General features: G+C 68.0%; 20 protein-coding genes. 6 read left to right on the top strand and 14 right to left on the bottom strand.

Annotated elements, in window-relative coordinates; all coding sequences use genetic code 11:
* Nucleotides 1–153: 153 nt before the first annotated feature.
* Nucleotides 154–684: a hypothetical protein gene (locus LK10_RS16425; protein WP_043125894.1), complete on the top strand. Its 531-nt coding sequence runs from the start codon at nucleotides 154–156 to the stop codon at nucleotides 682–684.
* A 200-nt stretch (nucleotides 685–884) separates the two neighbouring features.
* On the opposite strand, the gene LK10_RS16420 is transcribed toward LK10_RS16425, so the two are convergent.
* The 10 genes from LK10_RS16420 to pcaH form a co-directional block, all read right to left on the bottom strand.
* Entirely contained in the window at nucleotides 885–2,342 is a 1,458-nt protein-coding gene (locus LK10_RS16420; RefSeq protein ID WP_043125892.1) for a benzaldehyde dehydrogenase, read from the bottom strand.
* A gap of 113 nt (nucleotides 2,343–2,455) precedes the next feature.
* The gene (locus tag LK10_RS16415; RefSeq protein ID WP_043125890.1) at nucleotides 2,456–3,253 is read right to left on the bottom strand and encodes an IclR family transcriptional regulator domain-containing protein; all 798 of its coding nucleotides are present in this window, start codon (nucleotides 3,251–3,253) and stop codon (nucleotides 2,456–2,458) included.
* Between the two features lie 142 nt (nucleotides 3,254–3,395).
* Entirely contained in the window at nucleotides 3,396–4,100 is a 705-nt protein-coding gene (locus LK10_RS16410) for a 3-oxoacid CoA-transferase subunit B (RefSeq protein ID WP_081998616.1), read from the bottom strand.
* Between the two features lie 4 nt (nucleotides 4,101–4,104).
* Nucleotides 4,105–4,764: a 3-oxoacid CoA-transferase subunit A gene (locus LK10_RS16405; RefSeq protein WP_043125887.1), complete on the bottom strand. Its 660-nt coding sequence runs from the start codon at nucleotides 4,762–4,764 to the stop codon at nucleotides 4,105–4,107.
* A 12-nt stretch (nucleotides 4,765–4,776) separates the two neighbouring features.
* Nucleotides 4,777–6,024, bottom strand: coding sequence for a thiolase family protein (locus tag LK10_RS16400; protein ID WP_043125884.1), 1,248 nt, complete (start codon nucleotides 6,022–6,024; stop codon nucleotides 4,777–4,779).
* Nucleotides 6,021–6,503 (bottom strand): 4-carboxymuconolactone decarboxylase, encoded by a 483-nt coding sequence (gene pcaC, locus LK10_RS16395; protein ID WP_231567810.1) that lies wholly within the window; start codon nucleotides 6,501–6,503, stop codon nucleotides 6,021–6,023. Before pcaC ends, LK10_RS16400 begins: the two co-directional genes overlap by 4 nt.
* Nucleotides 6,500–7,312, bottom strand: coding sequence for an alpha/beta fold hydrolase (locus LK10_RS16390; protein ID WP_043125883.1), 813 nt, complete (start codon nucleotides 7,310–7,312; stop codon nucleotides 6,500–6,502). Before LK10_RS16390 ends, pcaC begins: the two co-directional genes overlap by 4 nt.
* Nucleotides 7,309–8,787 (bottom strand): lyase family protein, encoded by a 1,479-nt coding sequence (locus tag LK10_RS16385; protein ID WP_052207480.1) that lies wholly within the window; start codon nucleotides 8,785–8,787, stop codon nucleotides 7,309–7,311. Before LK10_RS16385 ends, LK10_RS16390 begins: the two co-directional genes overlap by 4 nt.
* 6 nt (nucleotides 8,788–8,793) lie before the next feature.
* Nucleotides 8,794–9,384: a protocatechuate 3,4-dioxygenase subunit alpha gene (gene pcaG / locus LK10_RS16380; RefSeq protein ID WP_231567809.1), complete on the bottom strand. Its 591-nt coding sequence runs from the start codon at nucleotides 9,382–9,384 to the stop codon at nucleotides 8,794–8,796.
* Nucleotides 9,371–10,189: a protocatechuate 3,4-dioxygenase subunit beta gene (pcaH, locus tag LK10_RS16375; RefSeq protein WP_052207479.1), complete on the bottom strand. Its 819-nt coding sequence runs from the start codon at nucleotides 10,187–10,189 to the stop codon at nucleotides 9,371–9,373. Before pcaH ends, pcaG begins: the two co-directional genes overlap by 14 nt.
* 414 nt (nucleotides 10,190–10,603) lie before the next feature.
* Between pcaH and LK10_RS16370 the strand changes: the two genes are divergently transcribed.
* From LK10_RS16370 to LK10_RS22735, 3 genes are all read left to right on the top strand, one after another.
* A complete protein-coding gene (locus LK10_RS16370; RefSeq protein WP_043125880.1) occupies nucleotides 10,604–11,596 on the top strand; it encodes an aldo/keto reductase family protein in 993 nt (330 codons plus the stop codon).
* 258 nt (nucleotides 11,597–11,854) lie between these two features.
* Nucleotides 11,855–13,753 carry an FAD-binding monooxygenase gene (locus LK10_RS16365; protein ID WP_043125877.1) on the top strand — a complete coding sequence of 633 codons (1,899 nt, stop codon included), beginning with the start codon at nucleotides 11,855–11,857 and terminating at the stop codon, nucleotides 13,751–13,753.
* A gap of 124 nt (nucleotides 13,754–13,877) precedes the next feature.
* Nucleotides 13,878–15,425 carry a family 16 glycosylhydrolase gene (locus LK10_RS22735; protein WP_231567808.1) on the top strand — a complete coding sequence of 516 codons (1,548 nt, stop codon included), beginning with the start codon at nucleotides 13,878–13,880 and terminating at the stop codon, nucleotides 15,423–15,425.
* 97 nt (nucleotides 15,426–15,522) lie between these two features.
* On the opposite strand, the gene LK10_RS16350 is transcribed toward LK10_RS22735, so the two are convergent.
* Nucleotides 15,523–16,554, bottom strand: coding sequence for an aldo/keto reductase (locus tag LK10_RS16350; RefSeq protein WP_043125876.1), 1,032 nt, complete (start codon nucleotides 16,552–16,554; stop codon nucleotides 15,523–15,525).
* 53 nt (nucleotides 16,555–16,607) lie between these two features.
* Nucleotides 16,608–17,297, bottom strand: a complete 690-nt coding sequence (locus LK10_RS16345) for a type IV toxin-antitoxin system AbiEi family antitoxin domain-containing protein (RefSeq protein WP_043125873.1) — start codon at nucleotides 17,295–17,297, stop codon at nucleotides 16,608–16,610.
* Between the two features lie 238 nt (nucleotides 17,298–17,535).
* Here LK10_RS16345 and LK10_RS16340 point away from each other — a divergent pair, with 238 nt between their 5' ends.
* Together LK10_RS16340 and LK10_RS16335 are read left to right on the top strand one after the other, a co-directional pair.
* Entirely contained in the window at nucleotides 17,536–18,519 is a 984-nt protein-coding gene (locus LK10_RS16340; protein ID WP_043125871.1) for an aldo/keto reductase, read from the top strand.
* A 107-nt stretch (nucleotides 18,520–18,626) separates the two neighbouring features.
* Nucleotides 18,627–19,856: an MFS transporter gene (locus tag LK10_RS16335; protein ID WP_231567807.1), complete on the top strand. Its 1,230-nt coding sequence runs from the start codon at nucleotides 18,627–18,629 to the stop codon at nucleotides 19,854–19,856.
* Here LK10_RS16335 and LK10_RS16330 read toward each other — a convergent pair.
* Complete coding sequence (locus tag LK10_RS16330) at nucleotides 19,831–20,601, bottom strand: SDR family NAD(P)-dependent oxidoreductase (protein ID WP_043125869.1); 771 nt, start codon at nucleotides 20,599–20,601, stop codon at nucleotides 19,831–19,833. The genes LK10_RS16335 and LK10_RS16330 overlap by 26 nt on opposite strands.
* 87 nt (nucleotides 20,602–20,688) lie before the next feature.
* Nucleotides 20,689–22,119 carry an MFS transporter gene (locus LK10_RS16325; RefSeq protein ID WP_043125867.1) on the bottom strand — a complete coding sequence of 477 codons (1,431 nt, stop codon included), beginning with the start codon at nucleotides 22,117–22,119 and terminating at the stop codon, nucleotides 20,689–20,691.
* Nucleotides 22,120–22,134 lie beyond the last annotated feature (15 nt).

The raw sequence follows: 22,134 nt of genomic DNA, 5'->3' as shown, positions 1-22,134 counted from the left end.
ATGGAGGTGCTGTCCCAAGGGTCCTCAGAGTGCGAGGCCGAAGGATGCGCCGTCCGCCCTCAGCTGGGGATCAGGCAGCGGTTCCCGCGGACAGAGTTCGATGTATTTTGGCCCGCCCCAATGACGGTGGCGCGGCCGTGGAAAGGAAACGGCATGTTCGCCGACACCCCCGCCACTGTTCGTCCCCGACTTCACGCCCTGCCCTCCGAAGCCGAAACCTCCCGTTCGCGTTCCCTTCGGGCCCACCCCTCGAATCACCAGCCATCTCAAAAGGTTCCTCCGCAGCCGCCGGTCGATGAGGACCTCGTCTCCCGCTGGGAGAGGCTCCGGCTCGTGCTCGTCGGCCAAGGGCTCAGCGACAGCGAAGCCCGAACCGAAGTAGCCCGCATCGCCGCGGGCAAAGTGTGGGACGAGTTCGCGGACGAACTCCGCCAGCACCGAGCGGCCGGGCGCCAGAAGGAAGCGAACGCCCTGGCCGTCGGGCTCCGCTCGATGCAGGGCCTGACGCAGCCGATCCTGCGCCACCCGGGCGATGTCGCCATCGCCCGCTCAGCGCTCGGCCGTGCACGCCGGCGGCTCAGCCACAACGGCACCTTGCTCGACAGGCTCCAGGAGTGGCCCAACCCCCTGCGGCGCGCCGAGAGCGCGTTCCGGATCCTCGACGCCTTCTTGCGCCTCGCCTGATCCGGGCCGCCCGCGCGCTCCAGCCCGAGCCCCGCGCCGCGGCCCTACGCCGCGCTCCAGCCCATTTCTGCCCGCGCCGAGGCCGTGTCGCGGCGAAAACGTCGGCGTGTCCGGCCCCTCGGCGAACAGAAGTGGGCTGGAACGCGCGGCTCGGCGCCAGGCACCCCGCGTCGGGCGGGTCAGAACGGCTCAGAACGGGTTCAGAACGGGTATTGCGGAACGTCCGGCCGCATCGTGAGCCATTGGACCTCCGTGAAGGCCTCGATATTGGCCGCTGCCCCGCCGAAGCGCGAGCCTGTGCCCGAGACGCCGACACCTCCGAACGGCGCATTGGCCTCGTCCGAAACCGTCTGCTCGTTGATGTGCACCTTGCCCGAGCGAACCCGGTCGGCGATCTTCATGGCCATCCCGAGGTCGCCGATGATCCCCACGGACAGGCCGTACTCGTTCGCGTTCACCATCCCAACCACCTCGTCGACCGAGGAGAACCTCGTAACGGGTGCGACCGGCCCGAAGATCTCCTCGACGAACGCGGGGTTGTCGAGCGCGAGGTCGGCGAGGACGGTCGGCCGGTAGAACAGGTCCTCGTAGGTACCGCCCGCCGTCAGCCTGCCGCCCTGAACCACGGCCTCCTGCACGATGCCGTCGATCTTGTCGCGCTGCCGTTCGTCGATCACCGGCCCGAGCGCCACTTCTGCGGCCGTCGGGTCGCCGACGGGCAGGTTGTCGGCCTTGGCCGAGAGTTCGGCGACGTAGTCGTCGTACAGGGACTCGTGCACGAAGTGCCGCCCGGTGGTCATGCAGATCTGGCCCTGATGCATGAAGGAACCGAAGGCTCCAGCCGATGCCGCCTTCGTCAGGTCGGCGCCGGGGAGGACGATGAGCGCGCTGTTGCCGCCGAGTTCGAGGTGGACCCGCTTGAGCAGTCGCGCGCCGAGGGCACCAACCTTGCGGCCGGCTTCGGTCGATCCGGTGAAGGAGATGGTAGCGACCTCGGGTGCTTCGACGACCGCGGCCCCGACGGGAGCGTCTCCAGGAAGGAGCGAGAGCACCCCGGCGGGCAGCCCAGCCTCCTCGAAGATCCGCATGAGGGCCACGCCGCCGCTGACGGCTGTACGAGGATCGGGCTTGAGGAGGACCGCGTTGCCGAGTGCGAGGGCGGGGGCGACCGAGCGGATTGCGAGGACCAGCGGGAAGTTGAACGGAGCGATCACACCGACGACGCCGGCCGGACGGCGCCGTGCGAAGGACCACCGGTTCTCGTCCGAAGGAAGCACCTCACCGTGCGGGTGGGAGGGCAGGGCGGCGGCCTCATAGCATTCATTTGCTGCGAGGTGCGTCTCGAGGGCGGCCTTGGGCGGGATGCTGCCGGCCTCACGGACTATCCAGTTCTGGATCTCGGCGCCGTGCTCTTCCCACAGCTGCCCCGCGCGGCGCAGGACGGCGGCGCGTTCCTCGGGCTTCGCGGCCGCCCAGCCAGCTTGCGAATCAGCAGCCAACGCCGCTGCGCTCAGGACGTCTTCTCGGTTCGCGATTCCAGCGGTGCCGAGAACCTGCCCTGTCGCTGGCTCGACGATGTCGGAGACGCCGCCCGTCGACTCGACCCAGCCGCCGACGTTGATCCTGCCGCCCCAGATTGCTGCGTCGAGAAGAGCCACGGTGTTCCTCCTGCCCGGGATTGTTGGCTTCCGATGGGTCGGGGATCCAACCCGGGTTAATCCAACAATTCTGGGAGGCGAGAAGGGAAGAGCCGACGGAGCGGGCTAGGGCTTTAGCCCACCCCTGCGGCGCGTGCGGCGTCCGCGATTCCAGCCGCCGTCTTTCGCAGCTCCGGCACGAGGCGCTGTACGTCCGCGTCCCTGTCCTCGGCTCCCTCGAGCCGCGCGGACAGGGCGAGGTTGATCGCTGCGAGCGTGCGACCGTCCGCACCTTGCAGGGGGACGGCCAGCGAGCGCAGGCCCACCTCGAGCTCCTGGTCGACGACGGCGTATCCCTGCGCCCGTACCCGCGTCAGCTCCGCTTCGATCGCCTCACGCGACGTGAGGGTGCGGGGCGTGAGCGGCTCGAGGCGAGCGGTGGCGAAGTACGCTTCGAGGTCGCCGGGCGAGAGGGCCGCGAGCAGGACGCGTCCCATCGACGTGGCGTGCGCCGGGAATCGGGTTCCGGGTGAGATCCCGACGGAGATGATGCGCCGCGTGTGGATCCGTGCGAGGTACACGATGTCCGTCCCATCGAGGATGGCCATCGACGTGGATTCGCCCTCGCGGTGCGAGAGGTCCTCGAGGAACGGCTGCGCGAGTTCGGGCAGCCGCTGCCCCGAGAGGTACGCGTACCCGAGCTGCAGCACGAGGGGGGTGAGCGCGAAGAGGCGCCCATCGGTGCGCATGTACCCGAGCTCCACGAGCGTGTGCAGGAATCGTCGCGCCGTCGCGCGGGTCAGGTCGGTGCGGGCGGCGACTTCGGAGAGCGTCATCTCCTGATGCTCAGCGTCGAACGCGCGGACGACGGCGAGTCCACGCGCAAGGGACTGCACGAACTGGTCGCCGGGCGCTGACGCCGCCTCACCCATCACCGTTCCACCCTTCCGCGTCTCCGATGTCCCTCACCAACACGAGCAGCCGCACACCAGCACAGTCGTCCCTCGAAGGCATAACCGTTCTTCGTGAGCACCGAACATGCCTCCAAGGGACGGTCATCGCAACACTACGTTCTCAGCCAGCGAGCAGTGGGACGTCCACGAGCTGCTCGAGCTCCTCGAAGGTGATGCCGAACGTCTCCCGCACGCGCACGCCGTCGTCCGTGATGAGGAAGACCGCCTTGTCCGTGTACACCCTCGTCACGCAACCCACGCCCGTGATCGGGTATGTGCACTCGGGGACGAGCTTGGACTTCCCGTCCTTGCTGAGCAGCGTCATCATGACGTAGACGTCCTTCGCACCGGTCGCGAGGTCCATCGCTCCCCCGACGGCGGGGATCGCGTCGGGCGCACCAGTGTGCCAGTTCGCGAGGTCTCCCTTCGCGGAGACCTGGAACGCGCCGAGCACACACACGTCGAGGTGGCCCCCGCGCATCATCGCGAACGAATCTGCGTGGTGGAAGTAGCTCGCCCCCGGCAGCTCGGTAACGGGGATCTTGCCGGCGTTGATGAGGTCCGGGTCGATCTCCGCGCCCTTGGCCTCCGGCCCCATGCCCAGCATCCCGTTCTCCGTGTGGAGCGTGATGTTCTGCTCGGCGGTCAGGTAGTTCGAGACGAGAGTCGGCTGGCCGATGCCGAGGTTCACGAACGAGCCCGGAGCGATGTCCCGCGCCACCAGTCGAGCGAGGTCGTCGCGGCCGAGCGGGGTGTCGCTGCTCTTGGGCGTGCCGCCGTAGTTGGCCGCGTCCTGAGTCGCGGACGACGTCGAAATCTCACTCATGCTCTCAGCCCACCTTCACGATCGTGTTGACATAGATGCCCGGCGTCACGACGTTCTCGGGGTCAAGGCCGCCGACGGGCACGACCTCGGACACCTGCGCAATGGTCTGCTTCGCGGCCGCGGCCATGATCGGGCCGAAGTTCCGCGCCGTCTTGCGGTACACGAGGTTGCCCTTGCCGTCCGCCTTGAGCGCCTTGATGAGGGCGACATCAGCATGGATCGGCGTCTCGAAGACCTGCCACTTGCCGTCTAGGAATCGCGTCTCCTTGCCCTCCGCGAGCATGGTGCCGTAGCCGGTCGGCGTGAAGAATCCGCCAATCCCGGCCCCTGCAGCGCGGATGCGCTCCGCGAGGTTGCCCTGCGGGACGAGCTCGAGCTCGATCTCCCCCGCGCGGTACTTCGCGTCGAAGTGCCACGAGTCGCTCTGCCGTGGGAACGAACAGATCATCTTGCGGACGCGGCCCTCCTTGATGAGGAGCGCGAGGCCCTCGTCGGCCTGGCCCGCGTTGTTGTTGACGACCGTGAGATCACGCGCGCCGCTCTGCAGCAATGCGTCGATGAGCTCGAACGGCTGCCCGGCATTGCCGAAGCCGCCGATCATGACCGTCGAGCCGTCCTGAACCCCTGCGACGGCCTCGGCGACGGTGTCCTTGAATTCCAACATCTGCCCGGCCCCTTACTCTGCACTCTGCTTTGCAGCAGTCACGTTCTCGAGCACCACGGCGAGCCCCTGACCCACCCCGATGCAGATGGCAGCGACGCCCCAGCGCTCACCGCTGCGCTGCAGGCTGCGCGCGAGCGTCCCCAGGATGCGGCCACCGGACGCTCCGAGAGGATGGCCCATCGCAATGGCCCCGCCGTGCTGGTTCACGATCTCGGGGTCGATCTTCCACGCGTCGAGGCACGCGAGCGACTGCGCCGCGAACGCCTCGTTGAGCTCGACGGCGCCGACCTGGTCCCACGTGATGCCTGCCTTGGCGAGAGCGCGGTTGGCGGCCTCGACTGGGGCGAAGCCGAAGAACTGCGGCTCGTTCGCGGCGGCGCCGCGGCCCGCGATGCGGGCGATGGGCTCGAGGCCGATCGTCCCGGCCGCCGCCTCGGAGCCGAGGAGCACAGCGGACGCGCCGTCCGAAAGCGGTGAGGCGTTGCCCGCCGTCACGGTACCGCCCGTGGTCGAGCCGGAGCGGTCGCCATTGTCGGGGCGGAACGACGTCCGCAGGCCCGCAAGCTTCTCGGCGCTCGAGCCAGGCCGGATGCCCTCGTCGCGGGTGAGGTCCGTGCCAGGTACGGGTACGACGAGGTCATCGTAGAAGCCGTCGTTCCATGCCTTGTCCGAAAGGTTGTGCGAGCGGGCGGCGAACTCGTCCTGCCGGTCGCGGCCGATCGCATGCCGCTCGCGCAGCTGCTCAGTGGCCTCACCGAGGGAGACGGTCCATTCCGAGGGCATCTTGGGGTTCACGAGGCGCCAGCCGAGCGTCGTCGAGGAGAGCTTCAGGTCCCCGGCCGGATACGGCTTCTCGGTCTTCGGGAGCACCCACGGCGCACGGCTCATCGATTCGACGCCGCCCACCAGGACGACGTCGGCGTCGTCCACCGCGATCTGGCGCGAGGCGATCATCGCGGCATCGAGCGACGAACCGCAAAGCCGGTTGACGGTCGTGCCGGGGATCGACGTCGGGAGGCCCGCGAGGAGCGTGGCCATGCGGGCGACGTTGCGGTTCTCCTCACCGGCGCCGTTCGCGTTGCCTAAGATGACCTCGTCAAGGGCACCGGCTTCCAGAGCCTCAGCGGTGAGGCCCGGAGCACGATCGACGATGGCGCGGACGATGTGCGCGGCCAAGTCGTCGGGGCGGACGGCAGCGAGGCCGCCGCCGAACTTTCCGAACGGGGTTCGAACGGCGTCGTACACAAATGCTTCAGTCACTGTTGTTCCTTATTGTTTGCTGCGTCGCTGTCTTCTGCGTCGACGTCAGCCAGAGTCTTCTGCGCCACCTTGAACGCCGTATTGGCGGACGGGACCCCGCAGTAGATGGCGGACTGCAGGATGACTTCCTTGATCTCGTCGCGCGTGAGCCCATTGCGAAGGGCGGCGCGCACATGCATGGCGAACTCGTCCCAGTGGCCGTGGGCGATCATGGCCGTGAGCACGGCGACCGAACGCATCTGGCGGCTCAGGCCCGGCCTGGTCCAGATGCCTCCCCATGCGATGCGGGTGATCATGTTCTGGAACTCGGCAGTGAACTCGTCCGTGTTCGCGTTCGCCCGGTCGACGTGCGCGGCGCCGAGCACCTCCCGCCGGACCTCCATGCCGCCGTCGTACAGCGCGCGCTGGGTGGCGTCGGGCTGGACGGCGCCGGCCCGCGCGTCGTCCTTCCAGTTCTCCCCCACCTGCTGCGCGCTCACTCCGCACCCTCGTTCTCGTAGGCGGTCGCGAAGTGCTTGCGCAGCAGCTCGGCGACGGCGGCGGGATTCTCGGTCGGCGCGATGTGGGCAACTCCGGGGAGTTCGACGGCGGCCCCCCGCTGCGCGTGTTCGGCCATCCATTGGGCGTCCGAGAATGGGCACACGGAGTCGTACTCGCCTGCGACGGCGAGGAACGGGACGGCGATCTCGCCGAAGCGGTCGCGGACGTCGTAGGCGGCGATCGCGCGGCAGACGGCGGCGTATCCGAAGCGATCGGCGTCGCGGAGGGTGTGCAGTAGCCGCGATGATTCGCTCGGGTGCTCGCCGAGGAAGCCGGGCGCAAACCAGATCTCGGCGGAGGCCTGGAGGCGGACCGCCGTGCCCTGCTTGGCGACGAGCTCGGCGCGCTCGGCGTAGCCCTCAGCGCCGTTGAAGCGCGCCGACGAGCAGAACATCGCGAGGCTCAACAGGCGGTCAGGGTGGCGCAGAGCGAGTTCCGCGCCCGTGGCACCTCCCACGGAGTCGCCAGCGTAGTGGAACCTCGCCCCGGGGGCGATCGAGTCGACGAGTCCGACGACGGCGTCCGCAAGATCGGCGACGCTGAAGGCCGTGCCGGGTTCCGCAGCGGGAGAGACGCCGTGGCCCGGGAGGTCCCATCCAAGGACGTCGTAGTCCTCCCCGAGGAGGCGCGCGACCGCGTCCCACATGACCGTCGACGTCCCGAGCGACGGCCCCAGGACTACGAGCTCCTTCTCGCCCAGCTGCTCCCGCGGGGAAAGCCGCACGGCACGGATCTGTGGCACGCTCACGTCTGTCGCGTTCCTTTCTTTCGTTGCGGGTCGTGGCGGCGCTCGGCCGCGGTTTCTTCGTAGGTCTTCAGGATCCGGTCGACGATCCCGGCCGCGTCGCCCTGGTATCCGGCGGGGTCGAGCAGCTCGTCGAGCCGGGCGTCGAAGTCTTCTTCGGCGCCATCTGAGCGCACGACGGCGCGCAGCTCCTTGCGCAGGACGCGCGCCTGATCGGCGGGGTCGCTTCCTGCCTGCAGCGCGGCGTCGACGGCACGCTGGACGCCCGAGCGTCCCCCCTCTGCCTCAGGGGAGAGCTCGAGCATGAGGCGCTCGCTCACGAGCAGCGGCCCGGTCAGGTCGAGATTGCGGCGCATCCGATCCGGGAACACGCGCAGCCCCTCGACGAGCTCGCGGAGCGACGTCGCCGCCCCGCCCGCAAGGCGCAAGAGCTCCCGGAGGGAGGCCCACTCGCTGTGCCAAGCGCCGCCGGTGCGTTCGTCCTCGCTCAGGGCCGCGGCCATCTCGAGCTGCATCGTCTGGGCTGGCGCCTGCAGCGCGGCCGAACGGATGAGCGCCGAAAGGGCCGGGTTCTGCTTCTGCGGCATCGCCGAGGATCCCCCGCGGCCCTCCGCGAGCGGCTCGCCGAGTTCCGCGATCTCGGGACGGGCGAGCAGCATGACGTCGTTCGCCACGTGCCCAGCGGCCGCGGTCACCGATGCAAGCGCGTGGCCGAGGTCCGTGACAGGGCCGCGGAATGACTGCCAGGGCGCAACGGCGGCATCAAGGCCGCAGCGCTCTGCCCAGTCAGCGGCAAGAGCGGCCGGTTCGCCGCCAAGGGCGACGAGGGAGGCGTTCGTTCCCGCGGCTCCCCCGCACTGCACGGGGAAGCCCAGCGAGGCGAGCCGCGACTCGGCGTGCGCGACCCCTTGCAGCCAGTTTGCGGCCTTGAGCCCGAAGCTCGAGGGCAGCGAGTGCTGGGTGAGCGTCCGGGCCACTTGGGGCGTGGACCGGTAGCGATCGGCGAGCGTGGCAAGCGCCTCGGCGGCCGGGCTCAGGTCCGCGAGGATCCCTGCGACTGCCCGCTTCGCGATCAGCATGAGCGCCGAATCGAGCACGTCCTGACTCGTGAGGCCCTTGTGGACGGCGGCCTTTCCCGGCTCCAAGGTCGCCTCGCGGAGCGCCTTGACCAGCGGGATGACGGGGTTGCCGCCGCCCTGCGAAGCTTCGGCGAGCCGCGCGCCGTCGTACGTTCCCGCCGTCGTGCCCTGCCTGACGGCGTCCCGGACAGCGCTGCCAGCCCCCGCCGTGGCGAGGCCCGCCGCCTCGAGCGTCTCCGCCCACGATGCCTCGAGTTCGAGCATCGCGGCGACAATCGCGTCGTCGCCCGTCACTCCCGAGATGGCCGGGTCGGCCCAAGCCGGGGACAGCAGGCCCCGATCCGCAGGATCGAAGGGCGGCACGGCAAAACGGCTGGTGCTGGCGGCGGGATCCGTCATCGTTTCTCAGCCCTCGGCGTGGAAATCGAGGAACACGGTCTCGTCCTCGCCCTGGAGGCGGATGTCCCAGTGGAGCGAGCCGTCGGCAAGACGCTCAGCAATCAGCGTCTTGCGGCGCGCGGGCTCAAGCGAGCTCAAGAGGGCGTCGTTCTCGAGCGCCTCCGTGTCCTCTGGCAGGTAGACGCGCGTGAAGAGGCGGTTCATGAGGCCGCGCGCGAAGACGGCGACCGCGAAGAACGGCGCCTTGCCGGGCTCGGTCGGGCCGGGATTGACCGTCGAGAAGACGTACTTGCCCGTGTTGCCGACCGGGGTGCGGCCCCAGCCCGTGAACGTGTAGCCGTCACGGACGAGCGAGCCGGTCTCGTTCGGGATGTTGCCGTTCGAGTCGGCTTGCCAGATCTCGACGAGCGCGTCTGGAATGGGAGCGCCATTGCCGTCGAAAACCGTGCCGTGGAGCTTGATGCTGTTCGGGCTGCCCGCCGGGACGAGCTCGCCGCCCTTCTCGAACGGCAGCGCGTAGCCGAAGAAGGGGCCGACCGTCTGGCCGGGGGTGGGGGTCAGCTTCTCAGTGCTCACCGGCTTTTCAGTGCTCATCATCGCCCTGCTCTCCGTACGCCTCGTTCTCGGTCCATGTCCGCTTCGGGCCCGTGAGGACGATGTCCCACTCGTACCCCAAGGCCCATTCAGGCGAGGTGAGGTCATGGTTGTAGCGGGCCACAAGGCGCTCCCGCGCGTCTTGATCGACGATCGATTGGTAGATCGGGTCCAGCGGGAAGAGCTGGTCGCCCGGGAAGTACATCTGGGTGACGATCCGCTGGGTGAACTCCGTGCCGAAGAGGCTGAAGTGGATGTGCGCCGGGCGCCAGGCGTTCAGGTGGTTCTTCCACGGGTAGGCACCGGGCTTGATCGTGAGGAACTCGTACGAACCGTCCGGGCCCGTGATGCAGCGGCCCACGCCCGTGAAGTGCGGATCGAGCGGCGCGGGGTGCTGGTCGCGCTTGTGGATGTAGCGGCCCGCGGAGTTCGCCTGCCAGATCTCGACGAGCTGGCCCGCAACCGGGCGGCCATTGCCGTCGAGCACCTTGCCCCGCAGGACCATCCGCTCGCCCAGCGGCTCCCCGCCGTGCTGGATGGTCAGGTTCGACTCGAGCGCATGCACATCCTGATGCCCGAACGCCGGGCTGTAGAGCTCGATCGTCTCGGGGTCTGCGTGGTGCAGGCTCTTGGTGGGGTGCCGCAGGATCGAGCTGCGATACGGGGGGTAGTCGACGCGCGGCTGGACCTCCGCGGGTTGGCCGGCGGCGCGAGCCGCTCGGTAGCCCTCTTCGATGTCCCGAATCTCCTGGCTGACGATCGCCTGATTGTCAGCGGCTGCGTCGGACGATTTGACGGGCTCGCCCATAGTTCCTCCTCTAGCTTCCTTGCTGAGTGCCCCGCGTGCGGCACCGTCTCCTCTTCGAGGGTAACGGACGTTCGCCTCCTGTACAACTGTTCGTAATGCGAACAGCGACGCGCGGGCCGGTTGCTTCAGGCTAGGGGCGAGACGCGGCTAGGGGTAGAGGTTCTTCCGATGAACGGAAGAACCTCTCTGAGGTCTCCAGACGAACCCGGTCCAGCCCACTTCTGACCCCGGGACACGAGGCGTTTTCGCGACACGCAGCGCCCTGCACTGATTGGGAAAACACAACCGGGCGGGAACGCGACCCCCTTTTGCGTTCGAGCCACCTGTGAGTAGGTCTGAGAGAACCTTCCTCCGCTCAGCCCAACGGGCGTACTCATAGATACGTCAGCAAAGCTCGATCAGGAGAACACCCTCATGCGCTACCGCAAACTCGGCAGTTCCGACCTCGAAGTCTCCGAGATCTCACTCGGCTCCTGGCTCACGTTCTCGGGCGGTGTCGAGGCCGAGCAGACCCGAGCCTGCACCGAAGCGGCCTTCGACGCCGGCATCAATTTCTTCGACACGGCGAACGTGTACGGTCGCGGAGCAGCCGAAACGGCCTGGGGCGAAATCCTCTCGAAGCACCCGCGCGACTCGTACATCCTCGCGACCAAGGTGTTCGGCGAAATGTCCGATACCGACTCCGGCCTCTCGGCCGATCAGATCGCGAAGCAGATCGACGCCTCCTTGACCCGCCTGCAGACCGACTACGTGGACCTCTACCAGGCTCACCGCTTCGACGCCTCGGTGCCCATTGAGGAGACGGTCGAGGCGTTCCAGAAGGTCGTCGAGCAGGGCAAGGCCCGCTACCTCGGATTCAGCGAGTGGACCCCCGAACAGATTCAGGCCGCGATCGACATCGCAGGCCCGGATCTCTTCGTCTCGTCCCAGCCGCAGTACTCCATGCTGTGGCAGGCACCCGAGGCCGAGGTGTTCCCGCTGTGCGCGGCGAACGGCATCTCCCAGATCGTGTGGTCGCCGCTCGCCCAAGGCGTCCTCACCGGCAAGTACAAGCCGGGGCAGCCGATCCCCTCGGACAGCCGATTCGCGAGCGAGACCATGAACGTTTCGAAGGACAGGCTCATCACGGATCCGATCCTCGAGGCGGTCCAGCGCCTCGTGCCGATCGCGGAGGGCGCGGGCATCAGCCTTCCGACCATGGCACTCGCTTGGGTCCTCCGCCGGAGCGAGCTCGCCTCCGCGATCACGGGCGCCTCGCGGCCGGAACAGGTCCATTCGAATGCTTCGGCCTCCGGCGTCGAACTGAGCGACGACGTCCTCAAGGCCATCGACGAGGCCCTCGGCGACGTCGCGGTCAAGGAACCGACGCTCGCACCCAACGCGCAGACGGGTGTCAAGCACCGCTAGGCCGCACCGCTCGACTTCGGCGAGCTACCGAAAAGACCGAGCCAGCAAGAAGACAAGGAGGACGACGACGGCGAGAGGCGCCGTCGTCGTCCTCCTTGTCTTTTCTCGTCTGCGGGTCATCAGGCGAGGGCCCGCAGACAGGGGCTTGAAGAGCCACGGGTGTGAGCCCTACCATAGTGAGCGATATTAGAACTTGCTGTTCCATTATCGAACATGAGCGAATGGCGACAGCCAGCCACAACGAAGTGAGGAAAGCCCGTGCAGTTCCACCACCACGGATACGTCTCCGGTGACCCGCGTATCCAGCCAGCCGCCGGCGTCGGCATCGATCGTCCAGAGGACCTTCCGGACCAGGTCGACGTGCTCATCGTGGGGACGGGTCCCGCGGGCATGATCACGGCCGCGCAGCTCTCCCAGTTCCCCGACATCACGACGCGGATCGTCGAGCGTCGTGGGGGCAGGCTCGTGATCGGCCAGGCGGATGGCATTCAGGCGCGCAGCGTCGAGACGTTCCAGGCCTTCGGCTTCGCCGAGCGGATCACTGCAGAGGCGTACCACATCACCGAGATGGCGTTCTGGAAGCCGGACCCCTCCGACCCGTCGCGGATCATCCGCGGCGGCCGGGCGGTCGACGACGAGATGGGCATCAGCGAATTCCCTCACCTCATCGTCAACCAGGCCCGCGTCCTCGACTACTTCGCCGAGTTCATGGCGAACTCGCCTTCCCGAATGAAGCCGGACTACGGCTACGAATTCCGTGGTCTTGAGGTCGACGGCGAAGGCGAGTACCCGGTGGCCGTCACCTTGGTGCACACCGCCGGACAGCTCGAGGGCCAGAAGCGCACGGTTCGCGCCAAGTACGTCGTGGGAGCCGACGGCGCGCGCAGCAAGGTGCGGCAGTCGATCGGCTGCACCCTCGCTGGCGATCAGGCCAACCATGCGTGGGGAGTAATGGACGTCCTCGCCGTGACCGATTTCCCCGACATCCGCGAGAAGTGTGCGATTCAGGCCGAGAGCGGCAGCATCCTCCTCATTCCCCGCGAGGGAGGGCATCTCTTCCGCATGTACGTCGACCTCGGCGAGGTCGCGGCGGACGACAACGGCGCCGTGCGCAAGACGACGATCGAGCAGATCATCGCCAAGGCCAACGAAATCATGCACCCCTACACCGTCGAGGTGCGCAACGTCGCGTGGCACAGCGTCTACGAAGTGGGCCACCGCCTCACAGACCGCTTCGACGACGTCCTGCCCGAGCAGCTCGGGACCCGCACACCGCGCGTCTTCATCACGGGCGATGCGTGCCACACCCACAGCGCCAAGGCCGGCCAGGGCATGAACGTCTCGATGCAGGACGGCTTCAACCTCGGCTGGAAGCTCGGCCACGTCCTCGAGGGCCGCAGCCCCGAGAGCCTCCTCTCCACCTACTCGGCGGAGCGGCAGGTCATTGCGAAGAACCTCATCGACTTCGACAAGGAATGGTCGACCCTCATGGCGAAGAAGCCCGAGGAGTTCGAGAATCCCGCCGAACTCGAGGACTTCTACGTGCGGACGGCAGAGTTCCCCGCCGGCTTCATGACGCAGTACGCGCCGTCCCTGCTCATCGCCGAGCCGAAGCACCAGGACCTCGCGACCGGCTTCCCGATCGGCAAGCGCTTCAAGTCCGCGCCCGTGGTGCGGGTCTGCGATACAAACCCTCTGCAGCTCGGACATCAGGCGAGCGCTGATGGCCGGTGGCGGGTCTATGTGTTCGCTGACGCCGCCCCGGCGGGAGCGGCCTCACCGGTAGCCGACTTCGCGGAATGGCTCGAAACGGGCCCGGACTCCCCGCTCGCCGCGACCCCCGCTGGCGCCGACCGCGACGCTTGGTTCGACGTCAAGGTGATCTACCAGCAGGACCACAAGAACGTCGACATCAACGCCGTGCCTTCGGTGTTCAAGCCCGAGGTCGGCCCCTTCAAGCTCACCTACCTCGAGAAGGTCTACGCGACCGATCCGAAGGCCGACATCTTCGACGTGCGCGGAATCGACCGCGGTGGGGTCGTCGTCGTCGTGCGCCCGGATCAGTACGTGGCGAACATCCTGCCCCTCACGGCAACCGCCGAACTGGGAGCCTTCTTCGCGCCGATCCTCGGTGCGCGGAAGCCCGAGACGGTCTGAGCGTCCCGAGCAACGGCTGGGCGGCGGTCCCCCCGCCGGATCGCCACCCAGCCATAAGGGCTTGCCGACTCGCCGCTCGCGTCAATCCCGAGATCCCGCGGACCGCGCTTGTACGCTCGGCCGCATGGCAAGGAGATGGGCCACAGCGGTGGCCGTCGTGGGCACATTTCTGCTCTCAGGCTGGGTTGCACCAGCGCAGCCGAGCTACGCAGCGGCATCCGACGGAACCCAGGCCGCGGTCACCCAAGGGTGGGGGCCCGTCGTCGCGGGCGACGAGTTCAACGCAGGCACGGTGCCCAACCCGCTCCTCTGGAACGTCTACAACTCGGCCGGAAATGCCGGTCAGGGCCTCCGCTCGCCCTCCGCGGTCACTGTGGCAAACGGCATGCTCACCATCTCCGGGAACGCCAACGGGACCACGGGCGGCCTTTCCGCCAAGTTCGCTCGGCAGGAGTACGGGCGGTGGGAGGCCAGGATGCGGACCTCGGCTAGAGACCCGAAGTACCACCCCGTGATGCTTCTCTGGCCGGACTCCAACAACTCGCCCACGTGCGCGGAGACTGACTACGCCGAGGGCCAGAACGACGCGACGAACATCCACTTCTTCCTTCACCACGCCTGCTCCGGGAGCAACTTCCAGACCGAGGCGACTAAAGTTATCGACACCACCCAGTGGCACAACTACGCCGTGGACTGGTCGCCGACGGGAATCATCGGCTACATCGACGGGGTCGAGTGGTTCCGCGACACCAACCCGGCCGACATCCCCGCCGAGTCGATGCATCAGGCGCTGCAGCTCGACTGGTTCCCCAATGGAACACCTACGACCCCGACTCAGATGTACGTCGACTGGGTCAGGGTCTACGCACCGGGCACGCTCAGTGGCGAAATGGACACGAAGGCGGCGAGCTGGGGGCTTGGCAGCGCTACAAGTGCGGTCATGCCCATCCGCGACGGCGGCTTCTACCGCAACTACCAGTACGGCGCCATCATCTCGACGCCTTGGCACACTCTGCAGGTCTCCCACGGTGCCATCCGCAATGAGTGGGCCGCGCTCGGCTTCGAGAACGGGGTCATGGGCTACCCGACGACGGACGAGGTCGGCGGCCTGCGCGACGGCGGCGTCTACCAGAACTACCAGGGCGGCGCGATCGTCTGGTCCCCTGCCACTGGGGCTCAGGAGTCGGCGGGCCCCATCCGCACTGAATGGCAGCAGCTCGGCTTCGAGGGCGGCGTTCTGGGCTACCCCAGCACCGGACTGGTTACCGGCCTCATGAATGGGGGCTCCTACCAGAACTACCAAGGCGGTGCCATCGTCTCCTCGCCGGCGTCGGGAACCCACGAGTCGGTCGGGGCCATCCGCTCGGAGTGGCAGGCCACCGGATTCGAACACGGCGTCCTGGCCTACCCCACCACTGAAGTTGTCACGGGGCTGGTGAACGGCGGCTCCTACCAGAACTACCAAGGCGGAGCGGTTGTCTCCTCGCCGGCCTCGGGAGCCCACGAATCATTTGGGCCGATCCGGGCCGCGTGGCAGTCCAGCGGATTCGAAAGCGGAGCCCTCGGCTACCCGACGAGCGAGGTCTACTCCGTTCCGAACGGCGTTTGCCAGGACTTCCAGGGCGGCCGGATCACCGACATCGGCGGGACCGTGACCGTCACGCATTCCTGATTCGAGCTGCCACTGCCTGATCGAGGCGTGGCCGGCCTCTTAGCCGAGAGGCCGCGCGGCTGACGCACGGCCTCCCGCCCGAGGCGAAACCGCCGGTCTAGCGGCCTCCCTCGATCTTGCGGCTCCGCTGCTGGAGGGCCTGCTCGCCATAGGGGTAGACGTCGAGCTCGGGCTCGCTGACCTTCGTGAGCCGCTCGACCTCCTCCTGCTCAAGCTGCAGGGCGTCGGCCTTGAGGTTGTCGGCGAGCTGTTCCTGGGTGCGCGCCCCAAGGATCACAGAGGTGACCGCGGGCCGGTCCGCGAGCCAACGCAGCGCGACCTGGGCCGACGATACGCCGTGGGCATCCGCGATCTCGCGTACGGCGTCGATGATCTCCCACGTGCGGGTCTTCGCGTTGCGCGGCTCCCAGGCTTCCATGCCGCGCTGCGGGTTCTCGCCAAGGCGGGTCGCCCCGGTAGGCGCGGTGTCACGCTGGTACTTCCCGCTCAGCCAGCCGCCACCGAGCGGGGACCACGGGAGCAGCCCCATTCCGGCGTCGAGGGCTGCGGGCACAATTTCCGACTCGATGCCGCGCACGAGCAGGCTGTACTGCGGCTGCAGCGTGACCGGGGGCGCCCAGCCGTGGGCCTTCGCCTCGTAGACGGCCTTGGTGAGCTGCCAGCCCGTGAAGTTCGAGAACCCGTAGTAGCCGATCTTGCCGGAGGCAACGGCGTCGTCGAGGAAGCGCAGCGTCTCCTCGATAGGCGTCAGCGGATCCCACGCATGCATCTGGTACAGGTCGATGTGGTCGACGCCGAGCCTCCGCAGCGACGCGTCCAGGGCGGTGCGCAGGTGCCGTCGGGAGATGCCGAGATCGTTGGGGCCCTGCCCCATCGGGAAGCGGCCCTTGGTTGCGATGACGAGCTGGTCGCGGCGGCCCGGATCCGCCGCGAGCCACCTGCCGATGATCTCCTCCGACGTTCCGGCCGAGTAGACATCCGCGGTATCGATGAAGTTCCCTCCCGCAGCGACGAAGTCGTCGAGAATCGCATGCGATGTCGATTCGTCGGCTTCATGGCCAAAGGTCATAGTGCCGAGGCAGAGAGCAGAGACGACGGCGCCACTGGCGCCGAGATTGCGGTATTCCATCACGATCCTCCGTGTGAGGTTACTGAGGGGCCGCGTTCCAGCCTATTCAGCAATCACACTCGGGAGAAGGCTTTCCCAGCAGAATTCTTTGGCGGGATAGTGATCACGCCCGCCCTCTGGAAGAGCAGCTTGGCGAGCGCGCGGCCGTCCCCGAGCGGCAGTCCGTGTTCCGAAGCCTGTGGTGCAAGGTACTGGGCGAACTTGTCGGTCGAGAGCAGCTTCTTCTGCCGCACGGCCTCGCGGAGCATCCGGTCGACCCACGCCAAAGGCGTGCGGGTGGTGACGAGATCCGCGATCGTGCGCTCGACCGTGAGCGTGGGGATACGGTCGACGACGGTCACTTCGCCAGGCGTGAGGGCATCGGCCCGTAGGACGACGCTCGAAAGCCGGGTCCGTCGACGCTCGGGCACGATGAACTCGTAGTTCCCGGAGCGGATCGTGCCGATTCCGTGCAGGAGGGCTGCGCTCTCACCCGCCGTGACGACGGAAGGTGCGCCAGTCGCCGTCGTCGGCTCCACCGGGGCGGTGAGCATGAGCCACCGCGCGACGAGCCCCTCGAGCCGGGGGTCGCACGCGGGCGCCATCCGGTAGACGCCTTGGGCAACCCGGACGACGACGCCCAAAGAGGCCAGACGTGACATCTGCTTACGGCTGATACCAGCCCCTTCTGCCTGAGCTGTGGTCACGAGTCCCCAACGGTTGCCCGAAGCTTCTGTGAGGCGAGCGATCAGATCCGAGGTCATGTCCACCGAGACTAGGCGCGCTCCGAGCGGCATCCGTGGCGAGCGGCGGAAACTCAGTAGTGCCGAAGGGCCATCTCCGTCCAACCCACAGGGCGCCCCGACGTCGTACCGCAGCGGAACACGTTTGTCTCCGGGTTTGACCCATCCTCAGGACTCAGTGTTCGAGGCGATTGCATGGATGCTGAGTGTGTTGGGCAGCAATGTACCGGGCAATAAGCCTGCCGGAGAAAGGACACCCATGGACTACAGGACCGTCGGCGCCACCGGCGTCCAGGTTTCGCCTCTGTGCTTCGGCACGATGTCATTCGGCTCGGAAGCGGACGAGGAAACGTCCGCGGCAATGTACCGCCGCGTCCGTGAGGCGGGGATCAACTTCTTCGACACCGCAAACGTCTACGGCGGTGGCCGCTCAGAAGAGATCCTCGGCAAGCTCGCTGTCGGCGAGCGCGACGACATCGTCATCACGTCTAAGGTCGGATTCCCCGTCAAGGGCGACCCCAACGCGCAAGGCCTCTCTCGCCGGCACCTCATGCAGGCGGTCGAGGCGAGCCTGACGCGTTTGGGGACGGACCGGATCGACTTCTACTTCCTTCACACCTTCGACCCCCGGACTCCGATCGAGCAGACACTGCGGGCGCTCGACGACCTTCAGCAGCAGGGGAAGATCCTCTACCCCGCCGTTAGCAACTGGGCCGCCTGGCAGATCGCAACCGCACTCGGCATCTCCGCCCGGGAGGGCCTCGCCCGGTTCGAGCTCATCGAGCCGATGTACAACCTCGCGAAGCGACAGGCTGAGGTCGAGATCCTTCCGCTCGCCCAGGCCGAGAACATGGGGGTCATCACGTACAGCCCCCTCGGCGGCGGCCTCCTCACGGGCAAGTACCGCGGCGGAGCGCAGCCCGAGGGCGGGCGCTTGATCGAGAACGCGCGCTATGCGGACCGCTATGGACTGGAGAGCGATCGCACCACCGCTGAGCGTTTCGCGGCTTTCGCGGACGACGCCGGGATCGCGCCTGCCGCCCTCGCCGTCGCCTGGGCAATGGGTCATCCGGGCGTCACCGCGCCGATCATCGGTGCCCGGAATCTCGAACAGCTCGAAGGATCTCTCGCGGCGCTCGACGTCGAGATGACTCCCGAGCTGCGGCGCCAAGTCTCCGAGCTCTCCCCGACCCCTGCCCCAGCGACGGACAGGAGCGAGACGCTCACAGGGAAGTGGGGCTGACGCTTCGTTCGTTGGTCACCTTCCGACGGTCACACCCGCGGGACGTGACCAACAAACGGGACCACACCCGCGGGACGTGACCAACAAACGAGAGTGAAAGGAGAGCCTTGAGCCGAACCCAAGCGAAGCCGCCGGCCCAGCAGCCCTCGATGACGCGCGGCCTGACGCTCCTCTTCGCGGTCGCGTCGGGAGCCGCAGTCGCAAACCTCTATTGGGCGCAGCCTCTCCTCGACACCATCGCGGGGCAGCTGCATGCGGCTCCTTCGGCGGCTGGCTGGCTCGTGACCTCAACCCAGATCGGGTATGCCGTCGGGATCCTCTTCATCGTCCCCCTCGGCGACGTGCTGGACCGCCGGCGGCTCACGGTCGCCATGATGCTCATCTCGGCGGTCGTCCTCGTTGCGTGTGCGCTCGCGCCGTCGTTCGTCTTCCTGCTCGTGGCCCTCTGCCTGCTGGGCATCACGACGATCTCGGGGCAGATCCTCACGCCGCTCGCGGGCGATCTCGCCGACGACAAGAGCCGCGGCCACATCGTCGGGACGGTCGTCGCGGGCATCCTGACCGGCATCCTCGCTTCGCGGGCGATCAGCGGTCTCGTCGCGACGTTCGGCGGGTGGCGAGCCGTGTACGCCGCGGCGGCGGTCGCCGTCGTCGTCCTCGCGGGACTCGTGTGGCGAACTCTGCCGCCGCTGCACCGAAAGGCGAGGGTCGCGTACCCGAAGCTTCTCGCGTCGGTGGTTGCCGTCGTCGTCCGTGAACGCGCGGTGCGCTGGACGCTCGCGCTGTCAACGACCGGATTCGCCGCGTTCACGATGTTCTGGACTTCGCTCACATTCCTGCTCGCAGGCCCGCCGTTCCACTATCCCGTCTCGATCATCGGGGTGTTCGGGCTCGTGGGCATCGCTGGAGCCGTGACCGCCCAGCGCGCGGGGAAGCTTCATGACAAGGGGTGGTCGCTCCCGGTCACGGGTATCGCGTGGGTGCTCGTCCTTGCCTCGTTCGTGCTCGCTGCCTTCTCAGGACAGTCGGTGTGGATGCTCGTCCTCGTCGTGTTCCTGCTCGACGTTGCGATCCAGGGGCAGAACGTTCTCAACCAGACTCGCCTGCTCTCGCTCTCGCACGAGGGGCGCAGCCGCCTCAACACGGCGTACGTGACCACGAACTTCATCGGCGGGGCGATCGGCTCGGGGGTCTCGGCGCTCCTGTGGGCTTCGAGCGGCTGGACCGGGGTCGCGGTCGCGGGCATCGTCATGAGCTGCTGGGCGCTCGGCGTCTGGGCCATAGGGCGGCGCGGGCCGCTCGTGACGGCGCCTAGTTCGGCAGGTCGACCCGAGTGAGCTCGGCGAGCTTCGCGACCACGGCGTCCTGAAACGCTTCATCCCGGACGGGGGCGGCCGGCTCGCGCCGGCGCTGGTGGTACCAGTAGCCGCCGCTGGTGCGGGCGTCGTCGTCCTCCCCTGCTGCGAGCCAGGCTTGGGTGAGGTGCCCTTGTTCGAGGTCGTCGGGGGCGTTCGGGCCGCCCATCCGGGTGGGCACCCAGCCGGGGTCGACGGCGTTGCTCGCGACTTCGGGCCAGCGCCGGGCGAGCGCGAAGGCGAGCGCACTCACGAGCAGCTTGCTGTCCGAGTAGGCCTGGTAGGCCTCCCATCGGCGCGTGAGCCAGTCGACGTCGTCGAGCGAAGCCGTGCCGCTGCGGTGCATGCCGCTCGTGAGGAACACCAGGCGGGACGGGCGCTGAAGCTTGGCCGTGAGCAGGTACGGGGCGAGGACGTTGACGGCGAGCACTCTCGCGTGGCCTTCCGGGGTGGCGACGCGCCGCGACTCGGTGTAGACGCCTGCGTTGTGGATGACGGCGTCCATCCGGCCCAGTTCGTTGACCTCGTCCGCGAGCGCGATCGTCTCTGCGCGCACGGCCAGATCGCCGACGACGACCCCCGCGGCTTCGCCCGCAATCTCGCCCAGGTCGCCGGCCCGCTGGGCCGTGCGGGCGTGGACGACGACGTCGTGCCCCTGCGCTATGAGCGTCCGAGCCGCGGCAAGCCCGAGGCCTTGGGTGGAACCGGTGATGAAGATGCGAGCCACGTCAGGCCTCCTTCGCAGGCTGCTTCGACAGTAGCGGGTGGTGTGGTGTGCCGCAGCAGTTGGCGCGGCGCCCGACCACGCCCACCACTAAACCGACGCCCGCTCACCCCTGCCCTCGAAGAGGAGCCGCACCGCCTCGCTCGAACGGTGCGCCCAAGGCGTCGTGGAGACGTAGCCGATGACAAGCACGGCGAGCCCTGCACCTGCGACCGCCCACCACAACGGATGGGTGTCACCCGTGAAGGACGGGCCGATCACGGCGCTCGCGCCCGCACCGGTCAGGGTCCCCGCAAGCGCGACGCCGATGGACGTGCCGGCCTGGCGGCTCGTCGAGGCGACGCCCGCGGCCACGCCGGCCTGGGAGAGCGGCATGCCGCCGACTGCCGTCGTCGTGATGGGAGCGTTGACGGTCCCGAACCCGAGGCCGAAGAGCACATAGGAGACCAACAGCACGGAGTACGGCGTGTCGGACCGCAGGAACGTGAGGCTGATCCCGCTCGCGCACAGCATGCCGCCTGCGATCATGAGCGAAGGACGGGTGCCGAAGCGGGCGACCATGCGCCCGGAATTGAGCGAGGCTACCAGGGTGCAGGCGGCGAGCGGCAGCATGTAGAGCCCGGTGGCGAAGGGCGAATAGCCGCGGACCTGCTGGAGGTAGAGCGCGTTGACGAAGAGGAAGGCTGCATAGGCCCCGAAGGCCAGGACGGCGCACAGGGTCGCCGAGGAGAACGGCACGGAATGGAAGAACCGCATGTCGAGGAAGGGCTCCTCGAGCCTGCGCTCGTAGCCGATGAGCGCCGCAACCGCGGCGGCTGCGACCACAATGAGCGCGACGATGACGGGTGAGCCCCACCCCTGGCCGGGGCCCTCGATGAGGGCGTAGACCAGTGAGGCGAGCCCGACGATGACGAGCACCTGCCCCACCGGATCGATGCTGCGGGCGCGCGGAGCCTTCGACTCCGGCACGAACAGCGAGGTCAGCACAATGGCAAGGATCGCGATGGGGACGTTGATCCAGAAGATCGAGCGCCACCCGACGTGCTCGGTGAGGTAGCCGCCGACGAGCGGCCCGAAGGCTTGGGAGACACCGACGACGGCGCCCCAGACGCCGACGGCGCGAGCCCGCTCGCGGCGCTCGGTGAAGATGTTGGTGATGATCGACATCGCGACCGGGTTGAGCATTGAGCCGCCGATGCCCTGCAGGATGCGGAAGAGGATGAGCAGGTGGATTGTCGGTGCGAGGCTGCACAGCAGCGAGGCGACGCCGAAAGTCACCAGCCCGGTCTGGAAGACCCGACGCCGGCCTATCCGGTCCGCGGCGGATCCCGCGAGGAGCAGGAAGCTCGCGATGGCCACGGTGTACCCATCGATGGTCCACTGCAGCGTTGAGACAGTGGTGTCGAGGTCGCGCCGAATCGAGGGCAGCGCCACGTTCACGACCGTGGCGTCCAACGAGACGATGAGCAGGCTCATGCAGCAGATGGCGAGCACGAGCCCCTTGCGCGGGTGGGCGGTCATGGCACTCCTGGCGAT

The sequence above is a fragment of the Sinomonas humi genome, from assembly GCF_000802235.1.
Lineage (GTDB): Bacteria > Actinomycetota > Actinomycetes > Actinomycetales > Micrococcaceae > Sinomonas > Sinomonas humi.
Note: the sequence above shows the minus strand (reverse complement) of the source record. Positions and strands in the feature narration are given on the sequence as shown.

Bases quoted from the DNA above. Each gene is read 5' to 3' on its own strand.
- LK10_RS16425 (WP_043125894.1), top strand. From the start codon at position 154: ATGTTCGCCGACACCCCCGCCACTGTTCGTCCCCGACTTCACGCCCTG.
- LK10_RS16415 (WP_043125890.1), bottom strand. From the start codon at position 3,253: ATGGGTGAGGCGGCGTCAGCGCCCGGCGACCAGTTCGTGCAGTCCCTT.
- LK10_RS16410 (WP_081998616.1), bottom strand. From the start codon at position 4,100: ATGAGTGAGATTTCGACGTCGTCCGCGACTCAGGACGCGGCCAACTAC.
- LK10_RS16405 (WP_043125887.1), bottom strand. From the start codon at position 4,764: ATGTTGGAATTCAAGGACACCGTCGCCGAGGCCGTCGCAGGGGTTCAG.
- LK10_RS16385 (WP_052207480.1), bottom strand. From the start codon at position 8,787: ATGACGGATCCCGCCGCCAGCACCAGCCGTTTTGCCGTGCCGCCCTTC.
- pcaG (WP_231567809.1), bottom strand. From the start codon at position 9,384: ATGATGAGCACTGAAAAGCCGGTGAGCACTGAGAAGCTGACCCCCACC.
- pcaH (WP_052207479.1), bottom strand. From the start codon at position 10,189: ATGGGCGAGCCCGTCAAATCGTCCGACGCAGCCGCTGACAATCAGGCG.
- LK10_RS16370 (WP_043125880.1), top strand. From the start codon at position 10,604: ATGCGCTACCGCAAACTCGGCAGTTCCGACCTCGAAGTCTCCGAGATC.
- LK10_RS22735 (WP_231567808.1), top strand. From the start codon at position 13,878: ATGGCAAGGAGATGGGCCACAGCGGTGGCCGTCGTGGGCACATTTCTG.
- LK10_RS16350 (WP_043125876.1), bottom strand. From the start codon at position 16,554: ATGGAATACCGCAATCTCGGCGCCAGTGGCGCCGTCGTCTCTGCTCTC.
- LK10_RS16345 (WP_043125873.1), bottom strand. From the start codon at position 17,297: ATGACCTCGGATCTGATCGCTCGCCTCACAGAAGCTTCGGGCAACCGT.
- LK10_RS16340 (WP_043125871.1), top strand. From the start codon at position 17,536: ATGGACTACAGGACCGTCGGCGCCACCGGCGTCCAGGTTTCGCCTCTG.
- LK10_RS16325 (WP_043125867.1), bottom strand. From the start codon at position 22,119: ATGACCGCCCACCCGCGCAAGGGGCTCGTGCTCGCCATCTGCTGCATG.